The sequence below is a fragment of the Companilactobacillus sp. FL22-1 genome (assembly GCF_043951805.1).
Lineage (GTDB): Bacteria > Bacillota > Bacilli > Lactobacillales > Lactobacillaceae > Companilactobacillus.
This window is the reverse complement of the sequence record NZ_JBINJY010000004.1, coordinates 81681-98407: the sequence shown is the minus strand read 5'-3', so window position 1 is coordinate 98407 and position 16727 is coordinate 81681. Positions and strand designations below refer to the sequence as shown.

Sequence of the window (16727 nt, the reverse complement as noted above, 5' to 3'; positions counted from 1 at the left end):
CTATGAAAGATCATTTGATTTTTCCAGCCTTAGTAGCTGGTTGTGTAATTGCCATTTATTTTGAATCAAAATTATTTGTCATCATTTTAGCAGTCTTATTAATTAGGATCATTCAATTGAAAAATCTCCGTTTGTTACTCTTGATCTTGCTAGTTGCAACGACTTTTTTGATTCGCTGTCAGTGGTTAAATAGTTCACCGCCAAAGCCATCTCAGATCAATTCGGGAATTTTTGCTCCAGATGTTGTGAATGTTAATGGTGATCTGCTCAGTGGTGAAATAAAACTAAGTCGCAGACAGTGCGCCTTATTTATCGAATACCTTCAAAAAAGGCCCAGTTAAAATGGCAAAATCAAGCAGAGATTGTTGTTGCTCCTGTAGTGGTCCAAAAGATCACAAGAATTGATGGACCGCGAAATCCTGGTGAATTCAACTTTCAACGCTATACAGCTCATAAAAATATCCATTACACAGTTGAATTAAAACAGATTGGTTCAGAATCGGTCTTTCAACCACAGACGATTTTAGATAAGATAAATGTTTTACGAATACATATCATTCAATATCTCCGTAAATTACCAAAATGGCTCCGGATTCATGCACAAAGTTTGATTATCGGTTATACAGAAAATTCAGATAAGAATTTTTTGAAACTACTCAGTGTTTTAGGAGTGATTCATTTATTTAGTCTCTCTGGACTGCACGTGCTGATTTTACTAACATTGTTGCGAAAATTGACTTCCACAATCAAACTTCCTTTAGAATGGGTCGATACGGCAATATTAGTATTATTGCCGTGTTATGGGATGCTAGTCGGTTCTAAGAGTGGTATTTGGCGGGCCATTGTCTTAGCGATGGTTGAGATTTCTTTGCACAAATTGAAACTCTCATATAGCCGTTTGGATGTTTTTAGTATAACAATCATGATTTGTTTACTGATTTACCCATTCGGAATAACGGAAATGGGTGGTCAACTGAGCTTCCTGTTGTCCTTTGCAATTCTTTATCTATATCGAGGGACCAAATTTTTAACAACGGTTTTTAAAATGAATTTGGTCAGTCTGCCATTAATTTGTTTTTATACTTATCAATTCAATTTATTGACTCTTTTGGCCAATGTCATCTTTATTCCCTTTTTCACGTATTTCATCTTACCGGTAACTTTGTTTTCAGCTCTAACGGTCAACTGGTCGATCTGGAAGATGGTAAATCAGTTTTTTGAGCAATTTTATAGCTGCCTAGATACAGTTGCGCATGACTCCAATTTTACCTTTGTGACCGGCAGTCTACCCATTTTGATCGTCGTTTTATTAGTCGTTTTGGTTTTGTTTTTAGTGGAGAGTAAGTCGGTGTGGAATCGTTATTTAGTAAGCTATCTGCTAATTTTTAGCTGCTGTATCTTGTTAAACAAAGTGCCTCTGTTTGGTTCAGTAAATTTAATCGACGTCGGTCAAGGGGATAGTATTATCGTGACGACACCTTTTAGAAGAAAAACTTTTTTAATCGATGTCGGTGGTAAGCTGCATTTTCCGACGCCAGAGTGGGCTAAACGAGTCAGTAGTGACCAAGTCGATACTAGTACGATTCCATTTTTGAAGTCTCGTGGAATTAGTCAAATCGATAGAATCTTTCTTTCACACAAGGATGTCGATCATATCGGTAATTTAGAAACGATTTTGAATAAATTTACGGTCAAGGAAGTCGACTTTGGAACTGGTTTAGAGAATAATACCCGAATCAAACAAGCCCAAAAACTTCATCCGCGAATTAAATTCCAACCATTACAGCAAGGAAATGTCGTTGATACAGGGTCAATTAAATGGCACGTCTTGTGGCCTCATCTGAAAAGTATCGGTGAAAATGGCGATTCTCTCACTTTACTAGCTAAGATCAACCAGAAAAATTGGCTCTTTCCTGGCGATTTGGACGATCAAGGCGAACAAGCTATTTTAAAAGATCATCATTTTAAAGTCGACTATTTAAAAGTGGGTCATCACGGTTCTAGGACCTCGACAAGTGAGGAACTATTAGAACAAACTAAACCAAAGTTTGGTTTTATTTCAGCTGGGATAAATAATCGTTATGGACATCCTAATATCGAAACTCTCCAACGCTTACAAAAGTACCATGTACAATATTTTAATACGGCAGATTATGGTATGATTACTTGGTATTATTTTTCCTATAATAATGAAGAGAAAATAACGACTTTTTTAAAGGGTGACTTGCTTGAAAATAACGGAATTAAAAAAAGATTTACAACAAGGTAAACTTCAAAATGTTTATCTAGTGACAGGAAAAGAAGAAGTTTTTCTAAAAGAGATACAAGAAGCGTTTAAGTCAATCATGAGCGAACAAGAACGTGAGATGAACTTTTCAAGCTTTGATCTGGAAGATGATCTACTTGCCGATATGATCAATGAAGCTATCTCAGCACCTTTTTTTGGTGAAAGACGATTGGTTTTTGCTCAACACCCATTTTTTCTCACTGGTGAAAAAGCCAAAAATGCAATCGACCAGAATCCGGAATTACTATTAAGATATCTTCAAAATCCCACTCCCTCAACTATCTTAGTGATCTTTGCCGCTTATGATAAGTTGGATTCACGTAAGAAAATTGTTAAGGAACTGAAAAAATCAGCTACACCAATTGATGCCGGACAAATGGAAGGACCGGTCTTAAAGAGTTTGATCAATGATGACTTGAAGAAAGCCGGATACCAGATCGAGCCAGCGGCTTTAGAAATGCTGATCAACAAAACCAAGAGTAACTATTCTTTGATCGTAAATCAGCTGGAAAAGTTAAAACTTTATGCACTTCAAACTAAAACTATCGATCAAGCAGCAGTGAGTGCATTAGTTCCACAATCATTAGAAGACAATGTTTTTGATTTGATGACCGAGATATTGAAGAAAAATGTTTATAAAGCCGAAGAATTATATCGTCAATTCTTATTGCAAAAAATTGACCCAATCTTGTTAGTTGCCATCATCATTTCTCAATTGAGATTATTGTTGCAAGTGAAAGTATTGTCACAAAAAGGGTTATCGGAAGCCTCAATCGCCAAGAATCTCCGTTTGAATCCTTATCGAGTTAAATATGCCTATCGGGATGCTCGAAATTTGAATCAACAAAGACTGCAAGAGATGTACAGTGATATCGTGCAATTGGACTATCAAATTAAATCAGGGCAGGGCGATAAAGAATTATTATTCGATCTCTTTATTGCTAAGTACGCCTAAGATACAAGTATTCTTAAATATCAGCGCAAAAAATAACCTCTGACTCAATTAGAATCAGAGGTTTTGTGGACTAAAAATGTTTTTACAATTGTTTAAGCCAGATATGACTAACAAAAAATTGACAAATAAAAAAAGCAACCTAACGGCTGCTTATCATTAATTCAATTTTGCTAGTCTTGACTTATCGCGAGCAGCCTTGTTAGCCTTAATTAGGCCTTTTGACTTAGCCATATCAATTGCACGAACAGCTGTTCTGAACAAATCTTCTTTGTTGTCAGCGTTTTTAGCAGCTGATTGTTCGAAGTTCTTAATTGCTGAACGCATTGAACTTCTTTGTGCAGTGTTGCGAAGGTTTGCGCTTTCGGCAGTCTTTACACGTTTCATAGCTGATTTAATTTGTGGCATTAATTTCACCTCCGATTACCTTGATAGGTTTAAAACTCAATACATAGAATTATACATAATTAATTTTCACAATGCAATGAAATGTCGATTTTTTTTCAGTATTGCAATATTATTGATTTTGTAGTAAATTATTTAGTTGTGTTAACCATGCTCTGTCTGACGAATCACCAACGCAGACATAGTCTGGCTAAATATATAAGGAAAAGGTGAATGAAATGGCTATTTCAAAAGAAAAGAAAAACGAAATTATCAAGCAATATGCACGCAAAGACGGAGACACAGGTTCTCCAGAAGTACAAATTGCTGTTTTAACTTATGATATTAATGCACTTAACGATCACTTGAAAGTTAACAAGAAAGATCACCATTCATATGTTGGTCTACTTAAGAAGATTGGTCACCGTCGTAACCTACTTGCTTACCTACGTGACAAGGACGTTCAACGTTACCGTGAATTGATCAAGTCATTAGGACTACGTCGTTAATACGATTTAAGAGTTCTCCCAATTCGGGAGGGCTCTTTTTTTTTACATACTCTTGACAGCTGCGCTGTCTAGAGTATGTTATGGGGTCACCAAAGATGAACATATATCATTAAGAAGCTGTTAAACTTAAAATCGACCATAAACCAAATTCAGAAAATATTCCAACTGCCAAAGATCTTCCAAAACTAGTTTTTTGCCTTTATTTTCTCTAAATCCACTTTCATATGTTAGAATAAAAATCAGGTATAGCTTAAATAGTCTTACAAGACTTAAAAATCACAATAGAATATTATGATCTATGCTATTCATTAATGAAATGAGAGATGAAAATGGACAAAAAAATTAGAATAATTTTGTTAAGTGGCGTACGTGAAAACGGAAAAAATATGTATGCCGTTGAAGTAAATGACGAGATCTATATTTTGGATGTTGGTTTACAATATCCTGATAATGACTTGTATGGAATTGATATGGTCGTACCCGATATGACATATATCAAACAGAATATCAATAAGGTAGTGGGAATCTTCTTATCGCACGGACATGCTGATGCTATCGGTGCTTTGCCATATTTGATCAGTGAATATGATATTCCTGTCTTTGGTTCAGAAATGACGATTGAATTGGCTAAAATTGTTTGCTCAAATGATCGTCGTAGTAAAAAGTTCAATGATTTTCATATTATTGACGAAAATACAGCGATTGATTTTGAGGAAGCTTCGGTTTCCTTCTTCAAAACTACACATTCGATCCCTGGCTCTTTAGGTATTGTAATCAAGACTAGCGAAGGTCAGATCGTTTATACTGGTGATTTCAAATTTGATCAAGCCGCTGCACCAACTTACAAGACTGACTACGGTCGAATCGCTAAGATAGGTAGTGAGCGTGTCTTAGCTCTTTTAAGCGACTCAGCAAATGCCGAATCTCCATATGAAAATTCAAGCGAAAAAGATATCTATGAATATATTTTAGATACATTCAGTTATCATACGGGACGAATTATTGTAGCCCAAGTGGCTTCAAATATTCAAAGAATGCAACAAGTGCTGGACGCTGCAGCTAAAACTGGTCGTCGTGTCTTCCTATCCGGTACTGATGCAGAAAAGATCCTCAAGACAGCTTTGAAATTAGGTTATTTAAAGATCAGTGATGAAGAGTTACTAGTTAAACCTAAAGAATTGAAAAAAGTTGAAGACGATAAGTTAGTTGTCATCGAAACTGGTAAAATGGGCGAACCTGTCAAATTATTGCAGAAGATGGCTAATCCAGCTGCTAAGACCAAGTTCCAGATCAAGGATGGTGATTTAGTATTTATTGCCACAACTCCTTCACATGCAATGGATACAACTGTTGCTAAAGCACGTGATGCAATTTATCGTACCGGTGCTGAAGTGAAAGCTTTGAGTGATGACAAACATTCTTCAGGCCATGCTAATAAATCTGACTTGCAATTGATGATCAATTTATTGAATCCTGAAAATGTTATTCCAATTCAAGGGGAATATCGTTTACTTGATGCTCACGCTCGAATTGCCCACGAAACCGGCGTACCATACCAAAACATTTTCCTAACTAAAAAGGGTGATGTTTTAAACTATGAAAATGGTCAATTCTACCAAGCTAAAGGTGTTGATGCTGGCGATACGATGATCGATGGTATCGGCGTTGGTGATATTGGCAGTATCGTTTTGCGTGATCGTGAATTATTGGCCGAAGACGGAGTTTTCATTGCAGTAGCTACAATTGACCGCAAGAAGAAAAAAGTCGTTGCTAAGCCCAAAATAACAGCTAGAGGCTTTGTTTACATGCGTGCTAGCCGTGACCTTTTGAGTGAAAGCTCAGATATTATCGTCAATACAATTGTTGATTATATGCAAAATAGTAAAGATTTCGATTGGTCAGACTTGAAACAAGGCGTTCGTGATAACTTGAACCACTTCTTGTATGAACAAACGAATAGACATCCAGTTATTTTGCCAGTCATTATGGAAGTTAATCAAAATAGACATCGCAAAGCAAAGAAGTAAAAGAGTTTCATCAATTCGAATATATTGAGGTATTGTATGGACGATTCAGATAATTTAAAGAAAATTATTGAACAGGCAGAAGAAGCTTTTGACCAAGGTGATTGGGATCAAGCCACAGATTTATATACGCAAGCATATTCGATGCAGCAATCCTTTAATATCAACAGAGGGCTTGCTGCTTCTTTGTTGAATCAAAAAAGACCTGGCGATGCGGAAGCGGTAATTTTAGATTATTTTAATTACTACCTCAGTGAACCCGAAACGGCGGAATTGGCGCTTGATATTATTTTAGAAAACAATGATTTTTTGTTAGCTAATCAAATGTTGAATTTTTATGACACCAATCAACCGCCTCAGATCAAACCTGAATTCGTCGATGATTTTAAGAAAAGAATTGCTATCGCTGAAGACCGACATGAACGTTCCTTTAAGCCTGAAAAGGAAAATATCATCCGGCGTTTGTTATCGATCGTGACTGAACCGACTTCCGAACAAATTCAATTGTTAAGAAAATTAAGGGAATTCAACAAGGAAGATTACATCAAAAATTCGAAGATATTATTGGGCAATCCCTTGTTACATCCGCTTTTGAAGAGCGAAGCTTTGGAGAATTTGTTGAAACTTGGGGTTGATGAAGAGGTTGATATCTCGTTTTACGGTGAAAATAAAACTTGCAATCCAAGTACCTTAATGCCTATCATGTCAACTAGTGTCTATTTGAAAATGTGTGACGAATTAGAAAAATTGCTGACGGATGAAAACGAAACCCAAATGGAAAACTTCAAGGGTGAATTATCGCTTTACGCCGCATTTGTCTATCCGTTCGGAGATGAAATAATAAAAACCCCTGAACTCTGGACAAAAGCTATGCTTTTAAGGTATGGTTTAGTAGATGATTCACAAGTAAGTGATAATTCGGGTTTAGACGAAGTACAATCTTGGCTAAAAAGGTTCGATGAACTAATAAATACCTTCCAGGAGTGAAATTTTTAAACTTTTTTCACTTTGAGTATTTACAATTTCAATTACGGCCTGTATACTCCAAAGAGTATATTTTTAGTCGGTGATTTGCGTTGAATTACTTTGCTTTCACCTCTGAAAGTAGTATAATTTTTCAGTAAAGAGTCGTCTAAAGAACATTTTCTTTGGATCAATCTTATGAAATGAAATTTTAGGAGGATTCTTTGTAATGGCAGAAAAAGAACATTATGAGAGAACAAAGCCCCATGTAAATATTGGGACAATTGGTCACGTTGACCACGGTAAGACTACTTTAACAGCAGCAATCACTAAAGTTTTGGCTGACAAAGGTTTAGCTAAGGCTGAAGATTACGCTGATATCGATAAAGCCCCAGAAGAAAAGGAACGTGGGATCACAATCAACACTGCTCACGTTGAATACGAAACTGAAAAGCGTCACTATGCACATATCGATGCTCCAGGACACGCTGACTACGTTAAGAATATGATCACTGGTGCTGCACAAATGGATGGTGCCATCCTTGTTGTTGCTGCTACTGATGGTCCTATGCCACAAACTCGTGAACACATCTTGCTTGCTCGCCAAGTTGGTGTTGAATACATCGTTGTCTTCTTGAACAAGACTGACCTTGTTGATGACCCAGAACTAGTTGACCTAGTTGAGATGGAAGTTCGTGAACTTCTATCAGAATACGATTTCCCAGGGGATGACATTCCTGTTATCCGTGGTTCAGCTTTGAAAGCTCTTGAAGGTGACCCAGAAGAAATCAAACACGTTGAAGAATTACTTGATGTTGTTGATGAATACATCCCAACACCAGAACGTGATAACACAAAGCCATTCATGATGCCTGTTGAAGATGTCTTCACTATCACTGGTCGTGGTACTGTTGCATCTGGTCGTATCGATCGTGGTGAAGTTAAGATCGGTGACGAAGTTGAAATCGTTGGTCTTAAGCCAGAAGTTGAAAAATCAACTGTTACTGGTCTAGAAATGTTCCGTAAGACTCTTGATCTTGGTGAAGCCGGAGATAACGTTGGTGTTCTTCTTCGTGGTATTAACCGTGACCAAATCGAACGTGGACAAGTTCTTGCTAAGCCAGGTTCAATCAAGACTCACAACAAGTTCAAGGGTGAAGTTTATGTTATGAGTAAAGAAGAAGGTGGACGTCATACTCCATTCTTCTCAAACTATCGTCCACAATTCTACTTCCATACAACTGATGTTACTGGTGTTATTGAATTGCCAGAAGGTGTAGAAATGGTTATGCCTGGTGACCAAGTTACTTTTGAAGTTGACTTGATTGCTCCAGTTGCTATCGAAAATGGTACAAGATTTACTGTTCGTGAAGGTGGCCGTACTGTTGGTGCCGGTGTCGTTACAGAAATCTTAGACTAATCCTAAGTAGTGATGATTAATTAAAAAGAGTTGGCGAAAGCTAACTCTTTTTTTTTGCAGAAATCTTCAAAAATGGTGCAAAGTATTTTATAATAGAAAGCATGATGTCTTAAAATACCTATAAATCACGTCAAATGTTTACAATATCACCATTTTAAGGTAATATTACAAAGTATGAGATCGTTGAAATACCGGAGGGATAATATAAATGTCTGCTAAGGCTAAATTTACAAAAAAAGAAAACAATACTGGTGAATTGAAATTTGAAATTGACCAAGACACAATCAAACAAGGTTTGGACACAGCTTTCAACCGTGTTAAGAAGAACTTGAACGTACCTGGTTTCAGAAAAGGTAGAGTACCTCGTCAAATCTTCAATCGTATGTACGGTGAAGAAGCATTGTACGAAGATGCACTTAATGCTGTTTTACCAAACGCTTACCAAAAAGCTGTTGACGATACTAAGGTAGAACCTGTTGACCAACCACAAATTTCTGTTGAATCAATGGAAAAAGACAAGCCATGGGCTATCACAGCTACTATTACTGTTAAACCTGATGTTGAATTAGGCGATTACAAGGGTATCGAAGTTAAGAAACAAAAACGTAATGTTATGAAGGCAGACGTTGATGACCGTCTAAAAGAATTACAACAACAACAAGCTGAACTTGTCCTAAAAGATGGCAAGGCTGAAAAAGGCGATACAGTTGTTATTGACTACGTAGGTAGTGTTGATGGTAAAGAATTCGATGGCGGCAGCGCTCAAAACTACTCACTTGAACTTGGTTCAGGTACATTCATTCCTGGATTTGAAGACGAATTGATCGGTCATTCAGCTGGTGAAGATGTTGACGTTAACGTTACATTCCCAGAAGATTACCAATCAAAGGACTTAGCTGGTAAGAAGGCTATCTTCAAGACAAAACTTCACGAAGTTAAGACAAAGGAATTGCCTGAATTAGATGATGACTTTGCTAAGGATGTTGACGAAAACGTTGATACTCTTGAAGAATTAAAGACAAAGCTTCATGATGAAATCAAGGATCAAAAGAAAGAAACTGCTGAAGAAAACATTCAAGAAGAAGCAATTTCTGGTGCAGTTAAGAATGCTAAGATCGATTCAATTCCTCAAGCAATGATCGACACAGAAGTTGAAAATCAATTGAACCAATACTTAGCTAACTTACGTCGTCAAGGTATCGATCCTAAGTTGTACTATCAAATGACAGGTACAAACGAAGAAGACTTGAAGAAACAATTTGCTAAAGACGCTGAAGAACGTGTTAAGACTGACTTAGTTGTTGAAGCAATTGTTGCTAAAGAAGATATCAAACCTACAGAAGATGAAATCAAAGCAGAAATCAAGTCACTTGCTGACGAATATAAGATGGAAGAATCAGCTGTTAGAAATGCACTTTCTGATGAAATGTTGGCTCACGACATCGCTGCTAAGAAAGCAATTGAATTGATCGTTGATTCAGCTGTTGAAAAGTAATTTAACTATTGCAAAACTTAGGAGGCCAGAAGGCTTCCTTTTTTTATAGTTATCTTTAGAAACTAAATACTTTACTCTTAATTGGGACAATGCTAGACTTTCTAAAGTATTGGAACTATTGAAGGAGAAATTGCATATGTTTGATAGTACAGAGAATACTGGCACGATTAGCTGTTCATTTTGTGGCAAAACACAAGATCAAGTTAAGAAAATCGTTGCTGGACCTGGCGTCTATATTTGTAATGAATGTATTGATTTGTGCAAAGAAATTATAGACGAAGAATTAAATGAGGCGGCACCACTAGATTTAGATAATATTCCTACTCCTATCGAAATTAAAAAGATTCTTGACGATTATGTGATTGGGCAAGTTGATGCGAAGAGGGCATTGTCAGTTGCCGTTTATAATCACTATAAAAGAATTAATAAGATGGAGCATCTTAAAGATGGCGAAACGGAATTACAAAAGAGTAATATCGCTTTGATCGGACCAACTGGTTCAGGTAAGACTTTCCTTGCCCAAACTTTGGCTCGAATTTTACAAGTACCATTTGCCATTGCTGACGCAACCACTTTGACCGAAGCAGGTTATGTCGGTGAAGATGTTGAAAACATTTTGCTGAAGTTATTGCAAAATGCTGATTTTGATGTAGATAAGGCTGAACACGGAATTGTCTATATCGATGAAATTGATAAGATTGCTAAAAAGAGTGAAAATGTCTCAATTACGCGTGATGTTTCCGGTGAAGGTGTTCAACAAGCACTTTTGAAGATTTTGGAAGGAACGATCGCTAGTGTGCCACCACAAGGTGGAAGAAAGCATCCACAACAAGAATTGATTCAAATCGACACGACTAACATCCTCTTTATCGTTGGTGGTGCCTTCGATGGAATCGAGACAATCGTTAAGAACCGTCTGGGTGACAAGACGATTGGTTTTGGTGCTGAACAAAAGGCTAGTGTTGCTGAAGAGAAGAGTCTGATGCAACAAATTATTCCTGAAGATTTAATGAAGTTTGGGATCATTCCTGAATTCATCGGTCGTATTCCGATCGTGAATGCACTTGAAAAGTTAACTGAAGATGACTTAGTTAATATCCTAACTAAGCCTAAGAATGCTCTTATCAAGCAATATAAGGAACTTATGGAGCTTGACGGGGTCAAATTAGACTTTACTGATGGTGCTTTAAGAGAGATTGCTAAGATGTCAATTGAAAGAGATACTGGTGCTCGTGGATTGAGATCAATCGTTGAGGAGACAATGCTCGATACGATGTTTGATATTCCTGGTCGTGATGATGTGGAAGGCGTTAAAGTTACAAAAGACGCAGTTCGCAAACTCAAAGCCCCAGAATTGATTTTGAAGAATGGAGAAGTTGCCTAATTGGCAGCTTTTTTTTCTTATGGTAAAATTACTCCATTGAGGTGAATTATGCAGGTAAATAATGTATCTATGAATTTAAGTGCAGTCAGTTCCAAACAGTATCCCGATGAAGGATACCCTGAGATTGCGCTTTTAGGCCGTTCTAACGTGGGAAAGTCTTCTTTGATAAATACGCTTATCAATCGGAAAAGCTTTGCGAGAACGTCTAGTACTCCCGGTAAGACCCAAACATTGAATTTTTATAATATCGAAGACCAACTATATCTAGTCGATGTCCCAGGCTATGGTTTTGCTAAAGTCTCGAAAAAGCAAAGAGAAGCCTTTGGGGTCATGATTGAAGAGTATTTAACAACTCGCAAACCACTCAAAGGGGTGGTCATTTTGGTTGATGGACGTCACGCTCCAAGTGATGATGATATTTCAATGTATCAATTTGTCAGTTATTATCATATCCCAACTTTAGTCGTAGCCACGAAGATGGATAAGGTTAAAGGAAACCAGTGGAATAAGACTATCAGTCAAGTTAAAAAGACAATGGAGATCAATCAAACTGACGCTTTACAATTGTTCAGTTCTGAAACCAAAAAAGGCAAGGATGAAGTTTGGGCTTGGATCGAAGACCACATGCAATAAAAATTATTAAAGCTATTTAAAATACCCTCTGATTCAAAAACAATGAATCGGAGGGTATTTAGTTTGATCGTTTAAAAATTAATGATTTCTTGGAATGTGAATTGATCATTTTCAAAGGTAAATTTTAAAATACTACAGTTCGTGAAGCCACTGCGTCGGAGTTTTTGCATATCAGTCCACAGATCAGAGAACATCATGATGGCACCAGCATGACTGACGACCAAGACAGTCTGATTATCTTGTTGCATGATCTTCGTTAGGGTATTATTGACCCGTTTTTGAGCTTGCTGATTGTCTTCGCCACCGAATTGGACGTAGTAGTCGCCAAAGTGTTTCTTAGGATCATCCTGAGGGTGCAAATATTCAGGTTCGCCTTCAAATTTTCCAAAGGAAAGTTCCCGCAGTCCCTTTAAACGGGTGTAAGGCATTTTGGTGACTAGTTCTAACGTATCGCTGGCTCGTTCGGAAGTAGAACAATAAGCGGCATCAAAAGTGATCTGATGGTCACGAAAATATTGACCGGCAATTTTGGCTTGTTTGATTCCAAGTTCAGTTAATGGCGAGTCGCACCAGCCTTGAATCTTTTTTTGAACGTTGAATAGTGTCTGTCCATGACGCATGATATAGAGTGTTTTTGTCATAATTTTCCCCCTCACAAAAAGCACTTATATTATACAATAAGTCCTAAAAATACCTTGAAAATTCTTGAATCTCTGTGTATCATCATAACTATAAGTTTTGTTTTAGTTTAAAAGCGCAGTAGGAATTTACTTCAGAGTTCAGCGAATTGACGGTTGGTGCGAGTCAAGCAGGGTAAATTGTGAATTACTAGACTAAAAATCGTGTCCTACGTTACAGGAGTAAAGAGCAAGTTTTTTTAACTTGAATTTGGGTGGTACCGCGCCAAGAGCGTCCCTGCATTGTTGCAGAGGCGTTTTTTTTATTCCTAAGATTCGTGGGTCAAAAATAGGAGGCATTTTTATGAATATTATTGATGAGTTGTCATGGCGAGGGTTGATCAATCAACAATCTGATGAAGAAGGTTTGCGTGAGTTAGTTGATAGCAAGGATATTTCATTGTACTGTGGGATGGATCCTACAGGTGATTCCATGCATATCGGTCACTTGTTGCCTTTTATGACTTTAGAGAGATTTGGCAAGTTTGGTCATCATCCATATATCGTTATCGGTGGTGCCACTGGTTCGATCGGTGATCCTAGTGGTAAAAAGGCTGAACGTCCTATGCAAACGATGGACCAAGTCAATCACAACGTTGAGGCTTTGAGTGCTCAAGCTAAGAAGATTTTCAGTGGTTTTACCATGGTCAACAACTATGACTGGACAGAACCAATTGGTATCTTAGATTTCTTACGAGATTATGGAAAATTATTCAATGTTAATACGATGTTGAATAAGGAAATTATCTCCAGCCGTCTGGAAGTTGGTATTTCCTTTACTGAGTTCACCTATCAAATTTTACAATCACTTGATTTCTTGACACTCTACCGGAAACATAACGTGCAATTGCAAGTCGGTGGTGGTGACCAATGGGGTAACTTAACTGCTGGTCTTGATTTGATCCATAAAGCTGAAGGTCAAGACGCTAAAGTCTATGCTTTAACTATTCCTTTGTTGCTCAAGTCTGATGGAACTAAGTTTGGTAAGACTGCTGGTGGTGCGGTATGGTTAGACCCTAAGAAGACTTCACCATACGAATTTTATCAATTCTGGTTCAACCAAGATGATAAAGATGTCATTAATTTATTGAAGAAATTCACTTTCCTAACCAAGGAACAAATTGAAGACTTGGCTGATTCTGTTAAGACTGCACCAGAAAAACGTTTGGCTCAAAGAACTTTGGCTCAAGAAGTAACTAAGTTCGTTCACGGCGAAGCAGCTTTGAAGACAGCGGAGAAGATTACTGATGTCTTGTTCTCTGGCGAAATCCAAGAATTGACAACTGAAGAAGTTGCAGAAGCTTTCCACGGTGTACCAAGTGCTGAAATTACTTCTGACCCAATCAATTTGGTTGATTTATTGATTGCCACAAATGTCGATAAATCAAAACGTCAAGCTCGTGAAGACATTCAAAATGGTGCTATTAGAATCAACGGTGAACGTTTGACTGATACAACGATCGAAATCGATCCCAAAGATTCTTTTGACGGTAAATATATTGTTATTCGCCGTGGTAAGAAGAAGTATTTCTTAGCTACAATTAAATAAAACTATTGACTGTCGGTGTGAAATCGTTTATATTATTTGCAACGAAAACTTTTAATCGAGTCCTGTGAGGCTTGGAAGGTTACTTACACGTATAGACAAAAAAAGTGTAAACTTCCTTTCCTTGTGGGATAGGAAGTTTTTTGTTTACTTAAAGAAAATCAGGGAACTTTTAAATAGATCCAGTGAGGTCTAAAAGGTCAGGATAAAACCAAACTTTTAGGGGCTAGCTGGATAAAAGCTAACCCTTTTTAATTTGGAGGAAAACAATGAAAAACATACTTTCTATGTCACAATTATCAAATCAAGAGGTCTACAGCTTAATTGATTCTGCAATGGAATTTAAAGCTGGCAAAAAGTCAAAGATCGGCCAAGATAAATTTGCCATTAACTTATTCTTTGAAAATAGTACGAGAACGAAGTCCAGTTTCCAAGTTGCTGAAATGAAATTAGGTATGAAAGAAATTGAATTTGAGGCAAGTACTTCTTCAACTTCAAAAGGTGAAAGTCTTTACGATACCGTTAAGACGGAAGAGAGTATCGGGGCATCAGTCGCAATCATTCGCCACAGCCAAGATAATTATTATGAAGATCTAGTTAACAATCATGATTTGAAGATTCACCTAATCAACGGTGGTGATGGTACGGGTCAACATCCTTCACAATCACTCTTGGATCTGATGACGATTTACGAGCACTTCGGCAAATTTGATGGTCTAAAAGTTGGAATTATCGGTGATTTGAGTCATTCACGAGTTGCTCATTCCAATGCTGAAATCCTGACTCGCCTGGGTGCAAGTGTTAGTTTCGGCGGTTTAGATGCTTGGTACACACCAGAGTTTGCCGCAATGGGAGAACATATGGCAGTTGATGATCTTTGCCGCGAAATGGATGTCGTCATGCTGCTTCGGGTCCAACATGAACGTTTGTCAGCTGAAGAAAATGAGAATTTCTCAAAGGCCGATTACTTTGCTAAGTATGGCTTGAATATGGATCGGGTCAATCTGATGAAAGCTGACGCAATGATCATGCATCCCGCTCCTGTCAATCGTGGTGCCGAAATTGCCGATGATGTAGTTGAATGTGATAAGTCATATATCTTCCCACAGATGACTAACGGAGTTTTCATGCGCATGGCCATGATTGAAGCTGTATTGGAAGGGGAAAAATCAAGTAATGAAACTGCTGATCAAAAACGCCAAGCTATTTTACACTAATAAATTAATTAACTGTGACTTATTGATCGAGGATGGCAAATTCAAACAAATTGCCACCGAAATAGTTGCATCAGCTGACGAAAAAATTGTTGACGCTAAATATCAGTTGGTTTCTCCAGGACTAGTTGATGTCCACGTTCATTTTAGAGAACCTGGTCAAGTGCATAAAGAGACAATTAAAACTGGTACTGCAGCATCAGCTCACGGTGGTTTTACAACTGTTGGAGCGATGCCCAACGTGATTCCTGTACCTGATGATACCGAGAAATTTCAACAGCAGCTTAGTTTGAATCAAGAGAATTCTTTGATCAACACTTTGCAGTATGCACCGGTCACTAAAGATGAAACGAGTGATCAATTGGTTGATATCGAAGCTTTGAGTAAACTAGGAGCTTTCGCTTTTTCAAACGACGGTCATGGGATTATGAATGCCCAGGCGATGTTTTCAGCTATGGAAAGGATCGCCGCAGTCAATAGTCATTTAGCAGCTCATGTAGAAGATAAAAATCTCTTCAATCACGGCGTGATCAACTTTGGTCAGGCTTCACAATGCTTAGGCTTACCAGGGATTCAACAAGTTGCCGAGACCTCTCAGTTAGCTCGAGATTTAGTTTTGGCAAAGGAAACTGGCGTGCACTACCATGTCTGCCACATTTCAACTAAAGACAGCGTCCAAATGGTCCGTATGGCTAAGGATGCCGGTATCAATGTCACTTGTGAAGTATCGCCACACCATTTATTGTTGAGTGACCAAGATATTGTCTTAGACGATGCTAATTTTAAAATGAATCCACCTTTGAGAACAGAAACAGATCGTGAAGCTTTAGTAGCAGGTTTGATCGATGGAACGATCGACATGATTGCGACTGACCATGCACCTCACGCTGAAGCTGAGAAAAATCAGGGCTTTGCTAAGAGTGCCTTTGGAATCACCGGGATTGAAACATCCTTCCCACTAATGTATACACACTTGGTAAAAACTGGCCTGATCAGTTTAGAAAAGCTGTTATCATTAATGTCTGATAATCCAGCCAAAATATTTAACTTAGCACCGGCAGGGTCGATTAAAGTTGGTCAAAGAGCCGACTTTACGATCATTAATTTGGATGATGAATTTGAAATCAGAAAAGTGGACTTCTTATCTAAAGGAACCAACAGTCCCTTTATCGGTCAAAGAGTTTTTGGTGAGGTTGAACAAACTTACGTTAACGGAGAATGTATTTATTCGAAATAAAG

Annotated in this window: 15 protein-coding genes; 13 read left to right on the top strand and 2 right to left on the bottom strand. The window is 37.7% G+C overall.

Annotation, left to right across the window (positions count from 1 at the left end; genetic code table 11):
- The first annotated feature begins 2 nt into the window (after positions 1-2).
- The 3 genes from ACG72T_RS04410 to holA are packed head-to-tail and all read left to right on the top strand — an operon-like array spanning position 3 to position 3242.
- The gene (locus ACG72T_RS04410; RefSeq protein WP_395264863.1) at positions 3-341 is read left to right on the top strand and encodes a hypothetical protein; all 339 of its coding nucleotides are present in this window, start codon (positions 3-5) and stop codon (positions 339-341) included.
- Positions 299-2269: a DNA internalization-related competence protein ComEC/Rec2 gene (locus ACG72T_RS04405; protein ID WP_395264862.1), complete on the top strand. Its 1971-nt coding sequence runs from the start codon at positions 299-301 to the stop codon at positions 2267-2269. Before ACG72T_RS04410 ends, ACG72T_RS04405 begins: the two co-directional genes overlap by 43 nt.
- Complete coding sequence (gene holA / locus ACG72T_RS04400; protein WP_395264861.1) at positions 2229-3242, top strand: DNA polymerase III subunit delta; 1014 nt, start codon at positions 2229-2231, stop codon at positions 3240-3242. The genes ACG72T_RS04405 and holA overlap by 41 nt, the downstream gene beginning before the upstream one ends.
- Before the next feature lie 156 nt (positions 3243-3398).
- Here holA and rpsT read toward each other — a convergent pair whose 3' ends face one another.
- On the bottom strand, positions 3399-3647 hold the full coding sequence (rpsT, locus tag ACG72T_RS04395; protein WP_395264859.1) for a 30S ribosomal protein S20: 249 nt from the start codon (positions 3645-3647) through the stop codon (positions 3399-3401).
- 215 nt (positions 3648-3862) lie between these two features.
- On the opposite strand from rpsT, the gene rpsO reads away from it, so the two are divergent.
- From rpsO to yihA, 7 genes are all read left to right on the top strand, one after another.
- Positions 3863-4132 (top strand): 30S ribosomal protein S15, encoded by a 270-nt coding sequence (gene rpsO / locus ACG72T_RS04390; RefSeq protein ID WP_395264858.1) that lies wholly within the window; start codon positions 3863-3865, stop codon positions 4130-4132.
- 329 nt (positions 4133-4461) lie between these two features.
- Entirely contained in the window at positions 4462-6159 is a 1698-nt protein-coding gene (locus ACG72T_RS04385) for a ribonuclease J (RefSeq protein WP_395264857.1), read from the top strand.
- Between the two features lie 36 nt (positions 6160-6195).
- Positions 6196-7143, top strand: a complete 948-nt coding sequence (locus ACG72T_RS04380; RefSeq protein WP_395264856.1) for a tetratricopeptide repeat protein — start codon at positions 6196-6198, stop codon at positions 7141-7143.
- A gap of 205 nt (positions 7144-7348) precedes the next feature.
- A complete protein-coding gene (tuf, locus tag ACG72T_RS04375; RefSeq protein ID WP_395264854.1) occupies positions 7349-8539 on the top strand; it encodes an elongation factor Tu in 1191 nt (396 codons plus the stop codon).
- A 208-nt stretch (positions 8540-8747) separates the two neighbouring features.
- Entirely contained in the window at positions 8748-10034 is a 1287-nt protein-coding gene (gene tig, locus ACG72T_RS04370) for a trigger factor (protein ID WP_395264853.1), read from the top strand.
- A gap of 136 nt (positions 10035-10170) precedes the next feature.
- Positions 10171-11418 carry an ATP-dependent Clp protease ATP-binding subunit ClpX gene (gene clpX, locus ACG72T_RS04365; RefSeq protein WP_395264852.1) on the top strand — a complete coding sequence of 416 codons (1248 nt, stop codon included), beginning with the start codon at positions 10171-10173 and terminating at the stop codon, positions 11416-11418.
- A gap of 48 nt (positions 11419-11466) precedes the next feature.
- On the top strand, positions 11467-12051 hold the full coding sequence (gene yihA, locus ACG72T_RS04360; RefSeq protein WP_395264851.1) for a ribosome biogenesis GTP-binding protein YihA/YsxC: 585 nt from the start codon (positions 11467-11469) through the stop codon (positions 12049-12051).
- A 71-nt stretch (positions 12052-12122) separates the two neighbouring features.
- Here the strand turns inward: yihA and ACG72T_RS04355 are convergent, their stop codons facing one another.
- Positions 12123-12695, bottom strand: a complete 573-nt coding sequence (locus ACG72T_RS04355; RefSeq protein ID WP_395265039.1) for a histidine phosphatase family protein — start codon at positions 12693-12695, stop codon at positions 12123-12125.
- Positions 12696-13032: 337 nt separating this feature from the next.
- Between ACG72T_RS04355 and tyrS the strand changes: the two genes are divergently transcribed.
- The 3 genes from tyrS to ACG72T_RS04340 all read left to right on the top strand — a co-directional run bounded on the left by tyrS (position 13033) and on the right by ACG72T_RS04340 (position 16725).
- Entirely contained in the window at positions 13033-14277 is a 1245-nt protein-coding gene (tyrS, locus tag ACG72T_RS04350; protein WP_395264850.1) for a tyrosine--tRNA ligase, read from the top strand.
- Positions 14278-14543: 266 nt separating this feature from the next.
- Positions 14544-15491, top strand: coding sequence for an aspartate carbamoyltransferase catalytic subunit (locus ACG72T_RS04345; RefSeq protein ID WP_395264849.1), 948 nt, complete (start codon positions 14544-14546; stop codon positions 15489-15491).
- Complete coding sequence (locus ACG72T_RS04340) at positions 15451-16725, top strand: dihydroorotase (RefSeq protein WP_395264848.1); 1275 nt, start codon at positions 15451-15453, stop codon at positions 16723-16725. The genes ACG72T_RS04345 and ACG72T_RS04340 overlap by 41 nt, the downstream gene beginning before the upstream one ends.
- The last annotated feature ends 2 nt before the right edge of the window (positions 16726-16727 follow it).

Coding starts and splice junctions, on each gene's coding strand:
- yihA (WP_395264851.1), top strand. CDS start 11,467: ATGCAGGTAAATAATGTATCTATGAATTTAAGTGCAGTCAGTTCCAAA.
- rpsT (WP_395264859.1), bottom strand. CDS start 3,647: ATGCCACAAATTAAATCAGCTATGAAACGTGTAAAGACTGCCGAAAGC.
- ACG72T_RS04345 (WP_395264849.1), top strand. CDS start 14,544: ATGAAAAACATACTTTCTATGTCACAATTATCAAATCAAGAGGTCTAC.
- ACG72T_RS04410 (WP_395264863.1), top strand. CDS start 3: ATGAAAGATCATTTGATTTTTCCAGCCTTAGTAGCTGGTTGTGTAATT.
- ACG72T_RS04385 (WP_395264857.1), top strand. CDS start 4,462: ATGGACAAAAAAATTAGAATAATTTTGTTAAGTGGCGTACGTGAAAAC.
- tyrS (WP_395264850.1), top strand. CDS start 13,033: ATGAATATTATTGATGAGTTGTCATGGCGAGGGTTGATCAATCAACAA.
- rpsO (WP_395264858.1), top strand. CDS start 3,863: ATGGCTATTTCAAAAGAAAAGAAAAACGAAATTATCAAGCAATATGCA.
- clpX (WP_395264852.1), top strand. CDS start 10,171: ATGTTTGATAGTACAGAGAATACTGGCACGATTAGCTGTTCATTTTGT.
- tig (WP_395264853.1), top strand. CDS start 8,748: ATGTCTGCTAAGGCTAAATTTACAAAAAAAGAAAACAATACTGGTGAA.
- tuf (WP_395264854.1), top strand. CDS start 7,349: ATGGCAGAAAAAGAACATTATGAGAGAACAAAGCCCCATGTAAATATT.
- ACG72T_RS04340 (WP_395264848.1), top strand. CDS start 15,451: ATGAAACTGCTGATCAAAAACGCCAAGCTATTTTACACTAATAAATTA.
- ACG72T_RS04380 (WP_395264856.1), top strand. CDS start 6,196: ATGGACGATTCAGATAATTTAAAGAAAATTATTGAACAGGCAGAAGAA.